This window comes from Sulfitobacter sp. M39 (assembly GCF_021735935.1).
Taxonomy (GTDB): domain Bacteria; phylum Pseudomonadota; class Alphaproteobacteria; order Rhodobacterales; family Rhodobacteraceae; genus Sulfitobacter.
The window spans coordinates 2225895-2243091 of the sequence record NZ_WMDZ01000001.1 but is presented as its reverse complement, the minus strand read 5'-3'; the positions used below and the strand labels follow the sequence as shown (position 1 = coordinate 2243091).

Below are 17197 nucleotides of genomic sequence, written 5' to 3'. Positions count from 1 at the left end.
TTCTATAGTGCGCACGCTTTTCTCAGATTGTTCGGTGTCATGTGTTCCAATATAGATGGAACCGAATTTGCGAGAATACAGGAAGTTGCCAAAGTAACCGGGCTAACATTTCCCAAAAAGGGCTTCTTTCGTGTCGATGTATCTAATGATTTAGGTGCTCTGACATTTGTTCCGCTTAAAAACTCTCATGAAGACACATGGTCCACAGTTGTCGATATCCTGGACCAATTACGGTCCGGAGCCGTAGCTGTCGCAGCACCTAAAGCTTCGCGAGATGCGACTGTTGAACTCTTGACTGAGCATATCGCTCGACTTACGGATGACCAAAAATTTAGGACTGGTAACTTCCTTTCTTACACCCGAAACCAAGTCCAATACCGCTTTGCATTACAAACCTGGTATCCTTACGGCGGGAAACGGTTTCCCCCTACTGGCTCGTTCGAGGAAATAGCGCTCAGTGTATTGGAAGGACGGTTTCAATGCCTCGTTGGGCAAACCGATTTGATCAGGTTTACCAATTGCGCACTAACTTTTTGTCAGTTTGCGCTTGATCTAACTAACTCCGTCTTATCCGATGGGAATAATGTCAGCCATCACTTGATTAGAGATTATGTAAGAGTGAAGAATCTGTGTTGTTGAACATATTTAGCCTCGAGCTTTCTTTCAGGAGCTTTTGATAAATCTTGCACGAACCTGTTACTGAACTCGCAGCAGGCTCCCGCTTTCCGCACAATGTGACAGATTTCATGTCCGCTTTGGGTTGGCAGTGGCCATTGGGGCGGAATTTGTGGACGACAGTTTGGTCCGCGTAGCAGCCCTCTATCCAGAGCGCGGCGAAGGTTTGGTTTCCGCCCCGTATGTAGATCGACGAGAACCGCCCTTTGCGGTCACTGGACTGGATCACAAGTGCCGCAGCGTGGCTTCCCCATACCGGACCTTCATGGCACCGCGCAGCATAATCCAAGGCCCAACGGTCAACAGTGCGGACAATCTTGCTGTTCAGCAAGCGGCCAACTGGCGCTTCCAGCGTACGTCAACGTCTTTCAACAGTAAGAATTTCGACTTTGAGCACCAATCGACATATAGTCGATTGGGGTCTGATTTCCATGATTGATTAGTTACCCCAGACGCTATCGTAGACGACTTGAGCAATCAGCCGATGTCCAGTTAGGTTTGGATGAATTGCGCCAGTTATCCTTTTTTCGCCAGGCTGAGTGATAATCGTATCATTTCCCGTTCGAATCGCACGTGTTTCGGCCTCATAGGCATAAGGTTTCCAGTCCCAAATCGCCCAATATGGTTTGGTGTTGGGGAGATTGAGGCGAGCTCCCTTCCACCACCCATAACCGACAAACGCATCGCGTGTTTCACACACAAAAGATATTCCTCGACTGGTAGCTGTATTGGCCAAAATTACTCGCAAATCATCAAACTGTTTCAAAGCATTGCCAGCATCACTTGCTGTTAGGTTGAACTGCCACTCACGAAAATTTCGCCCAATTGGGATGTTACTCAACGTGCGAATAAGCGCCTTCGGGGCTACAGCTTTCAAGCCACTCCACGCACTTTGCGGATTGAAAACGCCAGCAGGGTCGCCACGCACTTCAAAGTCCACTGAGTTAAGAGGCTTACAAGCAGGGCTTGAAGAGCCAGTCTCACGCATAGGATCGGGATATTGAGCCATCACAATTTTTCTTGGCTCAAGCCCCAAGCGATACTCCAATACATTGAACAATAATGTATATCGGTCCTTCATTCCCAATGATTTTGACGCCCCGCTGATCAAATCGCCAGAGTGATAGTTGATCTCTCTATCTAAATCTTCACAATAATCGTGGAGCTGCCTATTGTATTTTCTGTCAACACGATAGGCCGGATTCGGGCAAACCTCAGGGAACAAACGCCTCCCGACTTTCTCTATTTTCCACCGCGAAGGAACAATAAAGTACTGCACGATATCAGCAAATCCTATGCTATTCCCACCTTCATTCAAAAACACATAATCTGGGGTTCTCATCTTCCCCGTTTCGCAAGTCAATAGACCGGACTGCGGGAAATGGCCGTCGTTTTTGTCACGCAGATTTTTCGTAAATCGGCTAAACGCGTCCAGTTTTGGATCAGGTATGAGATTGCTGCGGCTCCGTGGCAGGTTGCCCGGGCCACCCCGTCGATGGAAAGCGGCAATGCTTATACCCGCAGTCTCTTTCTGTGAAACAGATTCATAATGTGGTGCGGCCTCACCAAGAGGTTTCCCGTCTTGACAGAGCTCACGGATCGCAAAATTGACTTGCGAGAACGGTACAAAAACCCCTTTTTCACCCCAGGCCTGATATTGTGGGGCAAGCAAGCCGTCGAAGGCTTCGGCTCCAGTGCAAGCGTAGTGCAAAAAGGAAACGTACGAATGCTTATTTTCTGAGGCGACTTTAAGCGCAGTAAGACTCTGATGACTGTAAAAACTGCGATGACAAGTATCATCAACCCAGTGGTTGGTCTTTGCGTCAAAGGCCTCAGGTGGCGAAATTAGACGGTTCCTATAGTCAACCAGCCATTCGAGTTCGTTGTTCCCTGGAAGGACTTGGTCTGGTTTCCACTCACCGGGATAGTCCGGATTGCCTTCACCAGAGGCGTAACTATCCCCCAAACCTACGATCACAATATGACTTGGTTCGATCAGCTTTTCTATTTCATGGCCTGCGAAAGCAACTCGCACTGTGGCACCGGAAATTGGCACATGAAACTCGAAGTCTTCGTCGCATGGCTGCGTTATTTCTTGCCCTCGATACGTCCAACTACATTGTTCATTTGAAGGCACGTGAGCGGCGACAGCAACCGTGGTGCTGATATCGTTTTCATGTCTGACGTAGCTGAGAATTTTGTCTTGGTGTCGACTGACGCTCTGATCCCAGTGCATCTTTTCGTGCTGACGTGCTTTGAGGGCTTCGTAATAGGGAGAAGGTAGGCCTTCACTTGAAAGACGGTTGTGCCAGCTTTCGAAGCTTTCCCCCTCAAGCAATTTGTAGTTTTCGAATAGGCCTGCAGGGTCGCTCTGGGTGGCAAAGGGGCCGAACCTGTTTTTTACTTCCCATTCAATTATCTGCGTAGTTTCTTCAGCAGACACTGCACAGGCCAGCACCGTAGCAGCCGCGAACGTGAATATCCTGAAATATCTCATTTTCCCACCGATAATAGTGATCTAAAAAAATGCCCTCAAACATTTAAGTCATGAGAGCCGACTTTGGAGTCATTTTCAATACTTGTGTCGATTCAACTCCCGCGATTGCGCAGCCACTCCAGCCATGTCGTTGGTAATTTGCGCATACAGCGGGGCAGACTGAACCAGCTCTTCATTGAGTGTGCAGCGAAGGTTGGCTTCCCGCCGATCTCGTATGTCGAAATTTCAGGCTAACAGTTCGTTTCGCTGTTTTGACCAAAGCAATAAAGTCCGTTCAGCATGCCGCGAACTGCTGGGGCGTACACAAATACGTTTCGCTACTATTGGATCCGTCTTGTATTGCTCCCTATGCATTCGGCTACCGCGAATATCATGGCGCAGCCACGCGGTGTGTGAGACGTTCCAGGTATGATCGAATACCAAACTCTCGCTGACCACCATCCCGACCTAATGCGATCACCGCTCCTGCGGGCAGCTCTTCTAACGCTGCGATATACGCAGGAACACGGATCGATAGGGACCACCAAAAGCAAAGCGTTCAAGCGTACCTTCGTTCATTGGGCTGTACAGAATTTTGACTGGCCCGGAGAAGGTGCGGATGAGGTGTTCCGCTATCATAAGGTGGTCAACGAAACCGACTTCGCGCCGCTCGAAGTACTGCACTTCCTGATGATCGAATTACGCCTTGGTCGCCACTTCAAGGATGAGTTTCAGCTAACCAAACGTGGCAAAGAGTTAGCACAAGCCCCTGGTCGCCTGTTTGTCGAATTGATCCCGTATTTTGTACACCAGATAGATCACGCCTCTTATGCACGCTTTGATGACCAGCCCTTCGGGAATTGGGATGTCTGGATGAATGTGATCAACGTAGAGGCCGATCACGGCATCAGCGACGTTGCCCTATACCAAAAATTCTATGGTGAACCGGAGAGTGACCGCAATGCTGCCAGGCGGGACATATACGCCTTTAAGGCCTGCGTTTTACGACCGCTTGAATGGGCCGGATTGCTGATGTCGACCCAAGACCAGGGCGCGGAAATGCGCGCTGTCCACGTGTTTAAAAGCCCGCTCTGGCGCAGTGTTTTGAAGTTAGACACTGACAATTTGCTTCAATCGGTGCACCTCCAGTGAGGCCTCTTCACCTTCTGTAAGCAGGGCAGGGTGTCAGGGCGCTATCCTCCATCGTTGAGTTTGCAAACTCGGTTCGTTCTGATGCCAGTCTCCTGTCCGCATTACCCCAAACCAAACTTGACATCGGGCAGGTGAATCGCAGATTGAGAACAAATAGCGAACAGTTAGGATTCCCACGCCAGTTTACCCAGTTGATGAACCCGTCCACATACCATCTCAATCTGTTCGAATTGTCAGCACACCAGTCAGCGCAGGTTTTCCTTCGCCAGCTGGGGACGACCTCGAAGATGAGATTGACCCTATGGCATGGGTCGTGCGCCATCCTGCATCGACATTTTGGTGGCGCGTAGAAGGGGACTGCCTGTGGGACGCTGGGATACGTGATGGTGACATCATCGCTGTAGACCGTGCTGGCAAGCGTCGCATCGGGAGAGCCGTGCTGGCCGTGGTGGAAGGTGCCGTCACAGCACAGATCCTGCGTAAGCGTGGTGACAGGTACTACCTCGCGCCTGCGAATAGTCAGCAGCAGTTCCCCGACGTCGAGCTAACTGAGGATAGCGAGATCTGGGGCGTCATCGCTGGTGTTGTCCGGCGTTACGACTTGGCATGAAGCGGCCTGTTGCGATCAGTGACAGTGCGAACTTCTACGTGAGCGCTGAGAGGATATTTGATCCAACGCTAAAGAACGTCCCGGTGATCGTGCTATCAAACAACGACGGCTGCGCCATAGCGCGCAGCGATGAGGCCAAGGCCTTGGGGATCAAGATGGGCACTCCGCTGCATCATATTCGCGAAAAGGTTGATGCTCATGGTATCCGCGTCTTCAGCTCGAACTACACCCTCTATGGCGATATCTCTCGTCGGGTGGTTGAGGTCTACGAAGACTTCACGCCAAACGTCGATATCTATTCCATCGATGAATGCTTCCTCGACTTCGTCGGATTCAAGGACCGCACTGCACATGCCATGGCGCTGCGTGCAGCGGTCCTAAGGAGAGTAGGGGTGCCAGTACGTATTGGCATCGCGCCCACCAAGACGCTTGCGAAATGTGCGAACGATATCGCCAAGAAGAACCCCATTTTTGCAGGGGTCTTGGATATGATGGATGAGAGCCTTGCGCGCTGGCTGCTGCCACGCGTGCCAGTCGGGGACATCTGGGGCGTTGGTCGCAAGACCACCGACAAGTTGAAGGCCCTGGGTGTACACACGGCAGCCGATCTTCGTGATCTGCCAATCCGGCAGGCACGGGCTGTTGGTACTGTAGTGCTGGAGAGGATCGTATTGGAGCTACAGGGTGAGGCGTGTCTCGCCTTTGAGGACGTAGAGCCACAGCGCAAAGGTATGGCTGTAACACGGTCAGCAGGCACTCCGATGACAGGCTTCGACACGCTGTTCCAGGCGATTACCGCGCACGCATCACGGGGCGCTGAAAAGCTACGCCAGCACGGCTTGGTCGCTGGTACGCTGACTGTGTTTTTCCACACCAATAAGCACCGGCCAGATCGACCCCAGTATACTGCATCGAGAACTACCCGCATGACCCCGATGTCGTCGGATACCTTTGATCTCGTTGAGGCCGCACGACGCTGCGCGGAAGCCGCATGGCCTAAGTCGGACGTTAAAAGCTATGGCTTCACAAAGGCTGGTATCATGCTGAATGACCTGGTGCGGTTCGAAGATCGTCCTCAAACGCTCTTCGATCAAGCGCGTCCGAAATCCCCGGAGTTGATGAAGGCTTTGGATGACGTGAACGATAGGTTCGGGAAGAAGACGATGGTTCTGGCCAGCGAAGGTAAGAACCAAACGTGGCGATTGCGCGCAGATCATCGAAGCCCGCGCTATACCACGCGAATGGAAGACCTGCCGGTGGTGAGATAGGGGAGGCCAACCGGTCCAAACGGCTGGGTTTTCCTTGTGAAGTAGAGGTCTAAATTTGACCGTACGCTTCGGGCATGATGCCGTCGTACACAGCAATGTCGATAAGAGGTCGCGCCAGTAACTCGATAGAACCTTAAGAAGGCTGACCTGCGGCGCCGCTAACTTGGATACAATCTTCAGCCCGATAGGTTGGCACGCAGGAATTTTACTTAGTTCGCCGAGTAAAACCCGATGTTGGATACTGCTATACAGGCATCACGTTCGCGTCCTATCGCCAATATCCCGACGCGTCTAAGGCAAGTTGGGTCGAATACTGCTTCCACCCGATGCGATACCAATGAAGAAAAAGGAATCTTAACCTTTTGCCAGTGTGGCTCGCCCATAAAATCGGCGCGAAAAGATTGCCAAGGTCTGGTTAGTTGCGCCGTGCGAAGCCGAACATCGTAGGAGTCGCCATCGCCATATGCGTCAATCTCGATGCCGTCCCACGCGCTCACGTCCACATCTGCACCACCTTGGTGAAGATCAAATGCCATCTGGATAAAGCCACCGTTGTTCTCAAGCGAAACTGTACCGCGAAGAACCGTGGCATCGCGGCCGCCAACGCTTTCTTCTGCGATGCAACCGCTCGATACACCGCCCATGACGGTGTCCGACACGAATTCCCATTTCGGTTTAAGTTGTTTCTTCATACCTGTGGTTTACTCTATTTGGTGGGCGGGTACGCTGTGAAATGAACAGCCACAGTCGTTGCGATATTAACGAAAGAGATCTTTCTGTATTGGCGTTAGCTGGGGCTACAGTACGCGATACTGACGGGACTTCTATGCGGATTTCCGCTTCGATGATTCGTAGCGCGTCTATCACTACCAAAGTGCTGAACTTCAGGCCCGTATGTTGATTGTCACTTATAACTGACCCGGCATTGTCACTGAGACTTGACCCACCCAGTTGTTATGTTCTTTGCTTTATGATGGCGTCAATGCCGCTTTCTCCTTTCGTTTTTGTTTGGCTGTCGCCGAGCTGGCCTTGAACCGATAGCTGTCATTGCCGGTCTCGAGAATGTGGCAACGATGTGTGAGGCGGTCGAGGAGCGCGGTGGTCATCTTGGCATCACCGAACACGCTGGCCCATTCGCTAAAGCTCAGGTTGGTTGTGATAACGACGCTGGTGCGCTCGTAGAGTTTACTCAGAAGGTGGAACAGCAGCGCGCCACCCGAAGCGCTGAACGGCAAATATCCCAGCTCATCCAAGATCACCAAATCGGCTTTCACCAGCGCCTCGGCGATCTTTCCTGCCTTGCCTTGGGCCTTTTCCTGCTCCAACGCATTGACCAACTCGACCGTGGAGAAGAAGCGCACACGCTTGCGATGATGCTCGATTGCTTGAATGCCGAGGGCGGTAGCGACATGCGATTTTCCCGTTCCAGGGCCTCCGATCAGCACTACATTCTCAGCCGCCTCCATGAACTCGCATCGATGAAGTTGACGGACCAAAGCTTCACGGACTTCGCTGGCGCTAAAGTCGAAGCCAGAGATGTCTTTGTATGCCGGAAAGCGTGCTGCCTTCATGTGGTAGGCGATGGAACGCACCTCACGTTCAGCTATTTCGGCCTTAAGCAGCTGCGACAACATGGGGATCGCTGCATCGAAAGCGGGCGATCCCTGCTCATGCAGGTCCTGCACGGCCTGTGCCATGCCCGGCATCTTCAGGCTGCGCATCATAATGACGATGGCAGCGCCTGCGGGATCATGACGCATGACGTGTTCCTCCTGTAGTGCGTAGCCCGTCATATCGTGCGACATTGGCCTCGGGCTCCTTATTCAAAGAAAGGGCCGCAGGCGGGGTCACATCGGGCTGGTCTATCGGTGCGCCATCCACCAGCCTGTGAAGTAGGTTCAAGACATGGGTTTTTGTTGGTACGCCCGCATCCAGCGCCATTTCCACCGCGCAAAGCACGGCCTGTTCGTCATGGTGGAGCACCAAGGACAGAACGTCGACCATCTCGCGGTCACCACCTGGCCTACGCAACATATGATCCTGCAGCTTCCGGAACCCTTCTGGCATCTCAACGAAGGGCGCCCCGTTGCGCAGCGCGCCGGGTTTGCGTTGAACCACCGCCAGATAATGGTGCCAGTCATAAATAACGCGCCCTGGCTGACGGTGTGAGCGTTCAATAATGCGCTCATGCGTGCAGACCACATGGCCTTCGGCGACGATGACCAGCCGTTCAGGATAGATGCGGAGACTGACAGGGCGGTTCGCAAAGCTGGCAGGCACTGAGTAGCGATTACGGTCGAATGCTATCAGACAAGTGGGGGGATACCCGCTTGCTCTGCTCGACAAAGCCGTCAAACATTGTGGGCAGTGGCATCAGCGCGGCCTTCTCGGCGTCCCAGACATCCGCAATATTGCCAGGCAATCTGCCATGCGGTGTCTCGGCCCACAGAAGCTTGCAGCGCTCCTCCAGCCATTCATTCAGCGCATTGAGGTTCGGAAAGGCGGGCATGAGTTGCCAAAGCCGATGGCGGGCGTCGCGCACATTCTTCTCAACCTGACCTTTCTCCCACCCTGCCGCGGGATTGCAGAACTCAGGGTCAAAGACATAATGGCTGGTCATCGCAAGGAACCGTGCGTTTACATCGCGCTTCTTTCCGACGCCAATCCGGTCGACGGCTGTCTTCATGTTGTCATAGACGCCACGCCCCGGAACACCCTCAAACACTCGAAAGCCATGCCAGTGGGCATCGAACAGCATCTCATGCGTTTGCAGCCGATAGGCCCGGACCAGAAATGCGCGGCTGTGAGACAGCTTGATATGGGCGACCTGAAGCTTGAGGCGTTCGCCCCCGACATAGGCCCAGTCCTCGCTCCAGTCGAATTGGAACGCCTCGCCTGGCTGAAAGACCAACGGCACGAAAACACCACGGTCAGTCGTATGTTGAGCACGCTGTCGTTCGCCCTTCCAGTTCCGCACGAAGGCCGCGACACGCTCATATGAACCATCAAAACCGAGCTGAACCAGATCCGCATGCATCTGCTTGGCCGTTCGCCGTTCCTTCCGTGATTTACGCTGCTCAGACAGCAACCAGCCTGTCAGCTTATCAGCATAAGGGTCCAACTTGCTCGGTCGGTTCAAAATCTGGAACTCGGGCTCAACTATCCCTGTCCGCAGATACTTCTTGATCGTGTTGCGAGACACCCCTGTCCGGCGCGCAATCTCGCGGATGGGCATCTTGTCTCGCAGAGCCCATTTCCGAATAATCCTCAGAAATCCCATGTCTAACACTCCAATAGCTCCCAGCTGATTCAAGCAGGGGCAAGGTTGCACATGGGTCAATTCTCAATGACAATTTCTACAGTTGCCGGGTCAGTTCTCGGTGACAATCAACACCTTGGCTATCTTGCTCTACGGTAAGCCGCTCCGAGAGCAAAATCTGCGCAAGCTGCGGGTTTTCTGCGATCTCCCAACGCTCATCCTGCCAGAGGGTTTCAAAAGCGTGGCGCGGCTTGATCTCCCGGGGGAAATCACCAAAAACGGCAACTCCATCGCTGGCGAGATGGAGCTCGAAGCGATGCCAATCCTGCAGTTCTATTACGAAACCGTTCGCGAGAAGCTGATCGCCGAGCACCCGTTTGGCAAGAACTATGCCGAGTCTGAATTTCTGTTCAATTCACCCAGGAATGATTGCGCGGCAGAAAAGAGCGTCTTCACGGCCCTGATCGGGGAAGGCTTGGCATTCTGCGGTCTCGACCTGGACACCCACGAAATGCGCCATGCCGTTGCATTCTTCGTGCTGGACGAGGATCCGAACGCGATCGAGGAGGCCGCCGAGCTTCTGGATGACCATCCCGATACGGTCCGGAAATTCTATGCTTGGATCAACAAAAGCAAGGCGCATCGTTCGGCCAGAGCAAAACTACGCGCGGCAAAGAACAAACGCCTACAAGGGAGGGCGCGGACATGAGTATCACTGATGCACAGAGCCGACTTCTTGATCGGTTCATCACACATCTGGCCGGGAACGCCGCACCGACACGCGAGATGTTCTTGGCATTTGGTTCCAAGTCGCGACTTGAAAGCCTCATGGTCCCTCTGCAATCCGCATATCCTTTTTGGGCACCGGAGCTCCGCGAGGCCTTGCGTGTTCGGAATGCAGAGCGGTGGCAGAAGGAGCGGTACGGCGTCGAACCACGCGTCCCAGGCAGTAAGCCCCTGCTGTCTGTGCCAATCGAGCAGATCCCGAAATCCTGGCACCACGCGATCAAGGAAATGGAAGCCGCGCGAGCTCAGGTTGATCGTGGAATTGTGACCCTCGATGATCGGATCCCGCCCAGCGCAAAAGTCATTGCAAACCTGAAGTTCACGGCTCGGCAACTGGTGTTTGCGGCAATTGAAGCCGACTGCAAGCCAGCATTGGACATGGTATGCGTCGGGGCGTTTTTGTCCGCGAGTAAGGGCCGTGGGACAAAGCCCATAACGCGTTGCTCCCGCTTGAAAGAACTGATGGTCCTCGCATGCTGGCTCGACGAAGACGACCACGCAGACATCCTTGATGCGATGCGCCGTAAAAAGAACCAGCTTGCGCGGCTCGCACAGCGCCAGCGCAAGCACAAGGAAGAGTGGCTCATCCAGAACCCGACTGAGATTTTGGATTGCTGGATGCTCTCAGAGGAGCTTTTACAGGAGGCCGTGTCGATGCCGTCGGGCAGCATAGCGCGATTGGATCTTACTCTGGATGCTCTGGCCATCGGCCTGGCTGTAAACATTCCTCTCCGCATCGGCGACTTGCATCGGTTTCAGATAGGCGTACATCTGACCAGGTCATTTGAACGGGATACCTGGACTGTCGATCTGCGTACCGCAAAAAAGGGCTCGGACTACGTCGCGGAGTTGTGGCCGGAATTGACGCCTTTCCTGGATGCGGTAGTCTTGGCCGGCCGCTCTGAAGAGAGCCTTGCCACGCGACTTCAGGAAGTTAATGGCCAGTATCTGTTTGCGAAATACGGTCAAAAAATGGGCGCAGGCTGGGTTTCGACGGCTTGGCGCAGGCATATCGGAACCGGAGAACACATAGTCCGAACCCTATGGCACGAAGAGGCACTGGATGATGCGGATACCTGGATGGCGCTCGTGTTATGCGGGCAGGACGGCGGTGGCGAGACTGCTCGCCATTATCAGGTTAAGCAGCAGAAGCGCCAAGCAGGCAGACGCGCGAAATCCCTAATGCGAGCTGCCCGCGGGCGACGCCGGTCATGAATGTTCACGAGACGCTATCGCTCAGTGCCATGCACTTTCACTACCAGCAAGTGAGGTCTTTGAGGGGTGCCATGGCGGGCGCGCCGAATATCTGAGTTTGTGCAATGGAAGGCATTGTCAGCGAATTGAAGCGAGTGGCCCAAGCCAACTTTTCATTTTCTTTTAGTTGGTATGCCGATCGACATCAGAATTAAGAAAAGCGCGATCCCTCTGATCAAAGGAGGGAACGGTAGACCGGTTTGGTTTTCGTTTTGGTGCTGCCTCTTGGTGAGCAGCAACAAAAACGAACAACAAAACCTGCTCAGAAATGGAAACAAACGCGGGGGAGAAAGGAGGATTCCGGCCCCGTGCTTGGCCGTCGACGGAGGCGGCATAACACAAGGAAGTTTTCGATGACACGGAAACATATACTCGCGCTCATGAATTACTTCACGGCGCAAAACGACGTTGACCTTCGAAATGCAGTTCTACTGCTTGGTTGCTCGGCCGCATTGATGCGGTTGCCGCGCTTCCGGCACTCAATGTCAAACAAAAATGAAAAACTCAGAAAAGATAAGCATGGGCTCGATTTAATGTGCGATCTGCTCAGCCTCGAAAACGTCGCTGATGCTGATCGTGAGAAGTGTGCCCACTTAGCCGAAATCGGCCCTGCTCACGATGCCGTCTGGCTGATTTGCATATTGACCAAGACGGACCGTGGCTTTCTTCAAGGGTTTGAGGCCATCTCCGATGCAAATGAAAACGAACAAAGCGAGGTGGCAGCATGAGCTATATCCGTCGCGAAGAGAGCCTCGAAACGATGGTCGCACGTGCGATAGGCGAGGGGTGCAACTTTGCTGGCAGCTATGCCCGTACTGGACTTAGTCTCAAAGGCTATCACCACAGAAAGCTTCCAGAGACTTTGGCACGCTTAGATTGCGGTGAGGCATTTGATACGAGGGACGATGATTGCATCACTGCGATGGGCGATGCCCTTGTAGCAGCAGCAAATGCAATTAGCCCAGGATATGGCAGCCGTGTTCTCAACGTTTGTACGTATGAAGACATGCTGTTCGATGAACAACTGGAACATCTGCGCTGGTTAATTCTTCGTTGGGAGAGCTTCTCCCTGGTTCGCCGGCAGGTGCGCGGGCGTTTAGCCGCAAAGCAGTTGCTCGCAGACATTGGTGAGTACTGAAGCTGAATCCCAAGGGTGCGACTTCGCGCCCTTGGGGCTTCGCTACCCAAGCGCACGGCCCAAGATATAAAATCAAATCAAACCAATTTCCGGGCTTTAGGCCACGGATCGACCTCCCCTCTTTAAGAGGAAAACCACATGTCATCCGCGAAACCATCAAAAGCCACAATTTCAAACGCTATCGCCGCTGTGTTGGCATTTGGCTGCACGCCGACATCGATCAAAATCGGGCCCGACGGCACAGTAACCATCGATATCACTACTGCCGATACGAGCGGCTCAGCAAGAAACCGTTCCGAAAATAACGGACCGAGAAAGTTTGGGGAGGTAAGAGTATGATACACCGTTTTCCTGGCCTCCTCAAAGACAAAACCGCGGCAGGTACAATACGCTGGCGTGTCAGGGTCGAGGGTAACCGTAATAAAAAAATCGCTATACCAGTAGGTCCTGGTCAGCCTTCTTTTCACGAGCACTATGCGTCTGCCCGGTTGGGCGAAAAGTTGGAACGCGTCAAGCCAATCAAGGTAAAAGTAGGGACTTTAGACGCTCTATGTGACAGCTACTTATGTGCCTTGGCGCAAAAAATAGAAGCTGGCAATGCGTCGCCCCTCACACTTACTGGACATAAATCGCTATTGAATCAGGCCTGTAACTTAATAGATCCTGCCGGGGATCGTATGGGTAGCCTGAATTCCGATATTCCCGAAGAAGGTTTCATCTATATTCTTGATAGCTTCGGTTCGAGAACAGGTGCCGCTGATAACTGTATCAAAGCGCTGAAAGCAGCATACAGATGGGGTGAGAAGCGCGGGCATCCCAAGCTTTCAGCAGTATTCGGCATAAGCAAGGTACATAAAAGCCGTGGGGGCGCAGTTCAGTGGACCAACGAAGATTTTTCTAAGTTCATGGAAGCGCACGCGCAGGGAACTATGGCAAGGCTCTGGCTGCTTCTATCGATTAATACATTGCCGCGGATTGGCGATGTAAGTTGTTTGGGAAAGGGTAATTTTGTTACCCGCGAAGACGGAATTTGGATTGAGTTCCAACCAAGCAAGAAGGGATCAGCGTTTGTTGCAGTTCCCGCTCTAAGCGGATTTCTCGATGAACTTGCTTTGCATGGCGACCGCGAAACATTTTTGACGAATGACTTTGGCAATCAGTTTGCGTCTTCCAAAGCGTTTGCTAACAAAATTCAGAAATGGACTGAGCAAGCGGGCCTGCCGAAAGGGCGTACGCAGCACGGTGTCCGGAAAGGTGCGGCTGCCTTGCTCGCACTGTCTGGTGCAACCCAATATGAGATCATGAGTTTGATGGCGCATACACAGGCCAAGACATCCGAAGTCTATACAAAGAGCGTCGAGAGAGCAGCTCTTGCTGCGGCGGCAATCCGTAAGTTGTCAGGTATCGAATTTTGACAATGTGGACCACGGCATTTGAAGCGTGGTCCACTTTCGACAAATGAGTCTTGTGAAATAGGGCGGGGAGAAAGGGGTTGGTAGGCCCGGCAGGACTTGAACCCGCAACCAAAGCGTTATGAGCGCTCTGCTCTAACCAATTGAGCTACAGGCCCGCCTGCGCGGTTTGGTAAGCGGGCGGGCGCGGCGCGTCAAGAGATAGAAACGCGCAGATGTGGCTTAGGTGCATTGCACGCCTGCGCAACCTGCTATAACCCACTTTCGCAAAGGGAACAGGCAGCGGGATGCGTCATGACCAACTCCAAGAACTCGATCACCTATGCAGACGCTGGTGTGGATATTGATGCAGGCAACGCGCTGGTAGAGCGTATCAAACCGGCGGCCAAACGGACAAAGCGCCCGGGCGTGATGTCGGGGCTTGGCGGTTTCGGCGCGCTGTTCGACCTCAAGGGGGCGGGCTACACCGACCCGATCCTCGTCGCTGCGACGGACGGTGTGGGCACCAAGTTGCGGATCGCGATTGATACCGGCAACGTCGATGGCGTTGGGGTCGATCTGGTCGCCATGTGCGTCAACGATCTGGTCTGCCAAGGGGCGGAGCCGCTGTTTTTCCTCGATTATTTCGCCACCGGCAAGCTTGAGACCGAACAGGCCGCGCGGATCATCGAAGGCATCGCCAAAGGCTGCGAAGGCTCTGGCTGCGCTTTGATCGGGGGCGAGACGGCAGAGATGCCGGGCATGTATTCCGAAGGTGATTTTGACCTCGCGGGCTTCTCTGTGGGCGCGATGGAACGCGGTGCGGACCTGCCACACGATGTGGCGGCGGGGGGATGTGCTGCTGGGGCTTGCCTCGGACGGGGTGCATTCGAACGGCTATTCTCTGGTGCGTAAACTGGTCGAGATCTCTGGCCTTGGCTGGGATGCGGACTGCCCCTGGGCAGACGGAACATTGGGTGAGGTGCTGCTGACGCCGACGCGGCTTTATGTAAAACCTGCGTTGCAGGCCGTGCGGGCAGGGGGCGTGCATGCGCTGGCCCATATCACCGGCGGCGGTCTGACGGAAAACCTGCCCCGCGTTCTGCCCGATGATCTGGGCGCGCAGATTGATCTGGACAGCTGGGAGCTGCCCGGCGTGTTCAAATGGATGGCAGATGTGGGCGCGATCTCGGAAACCGAGATGCTCAAGACCTTTAACTGCGGCGTGGGCATGATCCTTGTGGTCAAAGCGGATGAGGCCGAGGCGCTGACCAAACTGCTGACGGAGGCGGGTGAAACGGTCTATCAGATGGGCAATGTCACCGACACCACGGGCGTTGCCTATACCGGCAGCCTGCTGTGACCAAACGGGTTGCGATTTTCCTTTCCGGCGGCGGGTCGAACATGCGGACGCTGGTCGAAGACATGACCGGCGACCACCCCGCGCGGCCCTGTGTGGTGGTGTCGAATGTGGCGGACGCGGGCGGGATTGCCTGGGCCAAAGAACGCGGCATCCCGACCGAAGTCGTGGATCACAAGCCCTTTGATGGGGATCGCGCTGCCTTTGAAAACGAACTGACCGCGCGTCTGATGCCCCATGCGCCCGACATCATTTGTCTGGCCGGCTTCATGCGAAAACTGACCGGTGGCTTTACGGATGCTTGGGCGGGGCGGATGATCAATATCCACCCGTCTTTGCTGCCGCGCTATAAGGGGTTGCACACCCATGCCCGCGCGCTTGAGGCCGGCGATACCCTGCATGGCTGCACTGTGCACGAGGTCACAGCGGCGCTGGATGACGGGCCGATTTTGGGGCAGGCGACCATTCCCGTCATGGCCGGCGACACGCCAGAGGATCTGGCAGCGCGGGTTCTGGTGCAGGAACATCGTCTTTATCCTGCGGTGCTGCGGCGGTTTGCCAGCGGCAACCGTGATCTTTTAATGCTGGAAAGCTGACCGCGCGGCCTATTGCGCTGAAACCATGCGCTTTTCCATTGCCTGAATGGCTTCCTCTGTCCAAAGTAGCGCTATGAAAACAATCACCACCACCGCCGAGCTTGAAGCCTACTGCACAGAGGCCGCCAAGCATGATTACGTGACCGTCGATACCGAGTTTCTGCGCGAACGGACCTATTATTCGAAGCTCTGTCTGATCCAGTTAGCGATGCCCGGAACGGACGATAGCAATGCCGTTCTGGTGGACCCGTTGAGCGAGGGGCTGTCGCTTGACCCGCTGTATACGCTGTTCCGCGATACCTCGGTGGTCAAAGTCTTCCACGCCGCGCGGCAGGATCTAGAGATTTTCTTTGTCGATGCGGGCGTCTTTCCCGAACCCTTGTTCGACACACAGGTCGCGGCGATGGTCTGTGGCTTTGGCGAACAGGTGGGATATGAAACTCTGGTGCGCAAGATCGCCCACCAACCTCTTGATAAGACGTCCCGTTTTACCGACTGGTCGCGCCGCCCGCTGAGCGATGCGCAGGCGAAATACGCGCTGGCCGATGTCACGCACCTGCGCCAGATCTACGAATTCCTTGCGCGTAAGCTTGAACAGACGGGCCGCGCCCGCTGGGTCCAGGAAGAGCTTGAGATCCTGACCAGCCCTGACACCTATGTCACCCCGCCGCGCGAGGCATGGCGTCGGGTCAAGACGCGCACGAATTCGCCAAAGTTCCTGGCGCTTGTGCGCGAACTGGCCGCCTTCCGCGAGGAGTACGCCCAGACCCGCAACATCCCGCGCAGCCGCGTCTATAAGGATGACGCGATGGTAGAGCTGGCCAGCAACAAGCCGAAAAACCACGAGGAACTAGGCCGCGCCCGTCTGCTTCTGCGTGAGGCCCGCAAGGGCGAGATTGCGGATGGTATCCTCAAGGCGGTGGCCGCCGGCCTGAATTGCCCGCCCGCTGATATGCCGCAGCCCGATCGCAGTCGCGACAAGCTGCAGGTCAATCCGGCGCTGTCCGATCTGCTGCGTGTCTTGCTCAAGGCCAAGTCCGAAAGCGCAGGGGTTGCGGCCAAGCTGATCGCCCCCGCTGCGGACCTCGACGGGATCGCCGCAGGGCTGCGGGATGTGGCCGCTCTGAAGGGGTGGCGACGCGAGGTATTCGGGGAAGATGCGCTGCGTCTGTGCAACGGCGAGATCGCTTTGACCGCGGTCGGGTCCGATCTGAAAGTGGTTGAGCTTTAAC

13 protein-coding genes, 1 tRNA gene and 2 pseudogenes are annotated in these 17197 nt (G+C 54.5%); 11 read left to right on the top strand and 5 right to left on the bottom strand.

Features of this window, described 5'->3' with window-relative positions:
• Positions 1-1114: 1114 nt before the first annotated feature.
• Positions 1115-3172 (bottom strand): hypothetical protein, encoded by a 2058-nt coding sequence (locus GLP43_RS10905; protein WP_237279320.1) that lies wholly within the window; start codon positions 3170-3172, stop codon positions 1115-1117.
• A gap of 408 nt (positions 3173-3580) precedes the next feature.
• Here GLP43_RS10905 and GLP43_RS10900 point away from each other — a divergent pair, with 408 nt between their 5' ends.
• From GLP43_RS10900 to GLP43_RS10890, 3 genes are all read left to right on the top strand, one after another.
• Positions 3581-4303, top strand: a complete 723-nt coding sequence (locus GLP43_RS10900; protein WP_237279319.1) for a hypothetical protein — start codon at positions 3581-3583, stop codon at positions 4301-4303.
• A 169-nt stretch (positions 4304-4472) separates the two neighbouring features.
• Positions 4473-4913 carry a LexA family protein gene (locus GLP43_RS10895; RefSeq protein ID WP_336885973.1) on the top strand — a complete coding sequence of 147 codons (441 nt, stop codon included), beginning with the start codon at positions 4473-4475 and terminating at the stop codon, positions 4911-4913.
• Positions 4910-6181: a Y-family DNA polymerase gene (locus GLP43_RS10890; RefSeq protein ID WP_237279317.1), complete on the top strand. Its 1272-nt coding sequence runs from the start codon at positions 4910-4912 to the stop codon at positions 6179-6181. The genes GLP43_RS10895 and GLP43_RS10890 overlap by 4 nt, the downstream gene beginning before the upstream one ends.
• Positions 6182-6390: 209 nt before the next feature.
• Here GLP43_RS10890 and GLP43_RS10885 read toward each other — a convergent pair whose 3' ends face one another.
• The 3 genes and pseudogenes from GLP43_RS10885 to istA all read right to left on the bottom strand — a co-directional run bounded on the left by GLP43_RS10885 (position 6391) and on the right by istA (position 9461).
• Positions 6391-6873, bottom strand: a complete 483-nt coding sequence (locus GLP43_RS10885; protein ID WP_237279316.1) for a CIA30 family protein — start codon at positions 6871-6873, stop codon at positions 6391-6393.
• Between the two features lie 276 nt (positions 6874-7149).
• On the bottom strand, positions 7150-7941 hold the full coding sequence (istB, locus tag GLP43_RS10880; RefSeq protein WP_237278124.1) for an IS21-like element helper ATPase IstB: 792 nt from the start codon (positions 7939-7941) through the stop codon (positions 7150-7152).
• Positions 7931-9461: pseudogene (gene istA / locus GLP43_RS10875) on the bottom strand (IS21 family transposase). The gene istB and the pseudogene istA overlap by 11 nt, the downstream one beginning before the upstream one ends.
• Positions 9462-9561: 100 nt before the next feature.
• Here istA and GLP43_RS10870 point away from each other — a divergent pair.
• From GLP43_RS10870 to GLP43_RS10850, 5 genes are all read left to right on the top strand, one after another.
• Positions 9562-10149: a hypothetical protein gene (locus GLP43_RS10870; protein ID WP_237279315.1), complete on the top strand. Its 588-nt coding sequence runs from the start codon at positions 9562-9564 to the stop codon at positions 10147-10149.
• Complete coding sequence (locus GLP43_RS10865) at positions 10146-11441, top strand: hypothetical protein (protein ID WP_237279314.1); 1296 nt, start codon at positions 10146-10148, stop codon at positions 11439-11441. The genes GLP43_RS10870 and GLP43_RS10865 overlap by 4 nt, the downstream gene beginning before the upstream one ends.
• Positions 11442-11833: 392 nt before the next feature.
• Entirely contained in the window at positions 11834-12208 is a 375-nt protein-coding gene (locus tag GLP43_RS10860; RefSeq protein WP_237279313.1) for a hypothetical protein, read from the top strand.
• Complete coding sequence (locus tag GLP43_RS10855; protein ID WP_237279312.1) at positions 12205-12618, top strand: hypothetical protein; 414 nt, start codon at positions 12205-12207, stop codon at positions 12616-12618. Before GLP43_RS10860 ends, GLP43_RS10855 begins: the two co-directional genes overlap by 4 nt.
• Before the next feature lie 335 nt (positions 12619-12953).
• Positions 12954-14033: a tyrosine-type recombinase/integrase gene (locus GLP43_RS10850; RefSeq protein WP_237279311.1), complete on the top strand. Its 1080-nt coding sequence runs from the start codon at positions 12954-12956 to the stop codon at positions 14031-14033.
• Positions 14034-14111: 78 nt separating this feature from the next.
• Here the strand turns inward: GLP43_RS10850 and GLP43_RS10845 are convergent.
• Positions 14112-14188, bottom strand: a tRNA-Ile gene (locus GLP43_RS10845).
• A gap of 136 nt (positions 14189-14324) precedes the next feature.
• On the opposite strand from GLP43_RS10845, the pseudogene purM reads away from it, so the two are divergent.
• The 3 genes and pseudogenes from purM to rnd all read left to right on the top strand — a co-directional run bounded on the left by purM (position 14325) and on the right by rnd (position 17196).
• Positions 14325-15372: pseudogene (purM, locus tag GLP43_RS10840) on the top strand (phosphoribosylformylglycinamidine cyclo-ligase).
• A complete protein-coding gene (gene purN, locus GLP43_RS10835) occupies positions 15369-15965 on the top strand; it encodes a phosphoribosylglycinamide formyltransferase (RefSeq protein ID WP_237279310.1) in 597 nt (198 codons plus the stop codon). Before purM ends, purN begins: the two are co-directional and overlap by 4 nt.
• A gap of 73 nt (positions 15966-16038) precedes the next feature.
• Entirely contained in the window at positions 16039-17196 is a 1158-nt protein-coding gene (gene rnd / locus GLP43_RS10830; protein WP_237279309.1) for a ribonuclease D, read from the top strand.
• Position 17197: the final 1 nt, after the last annotated feature.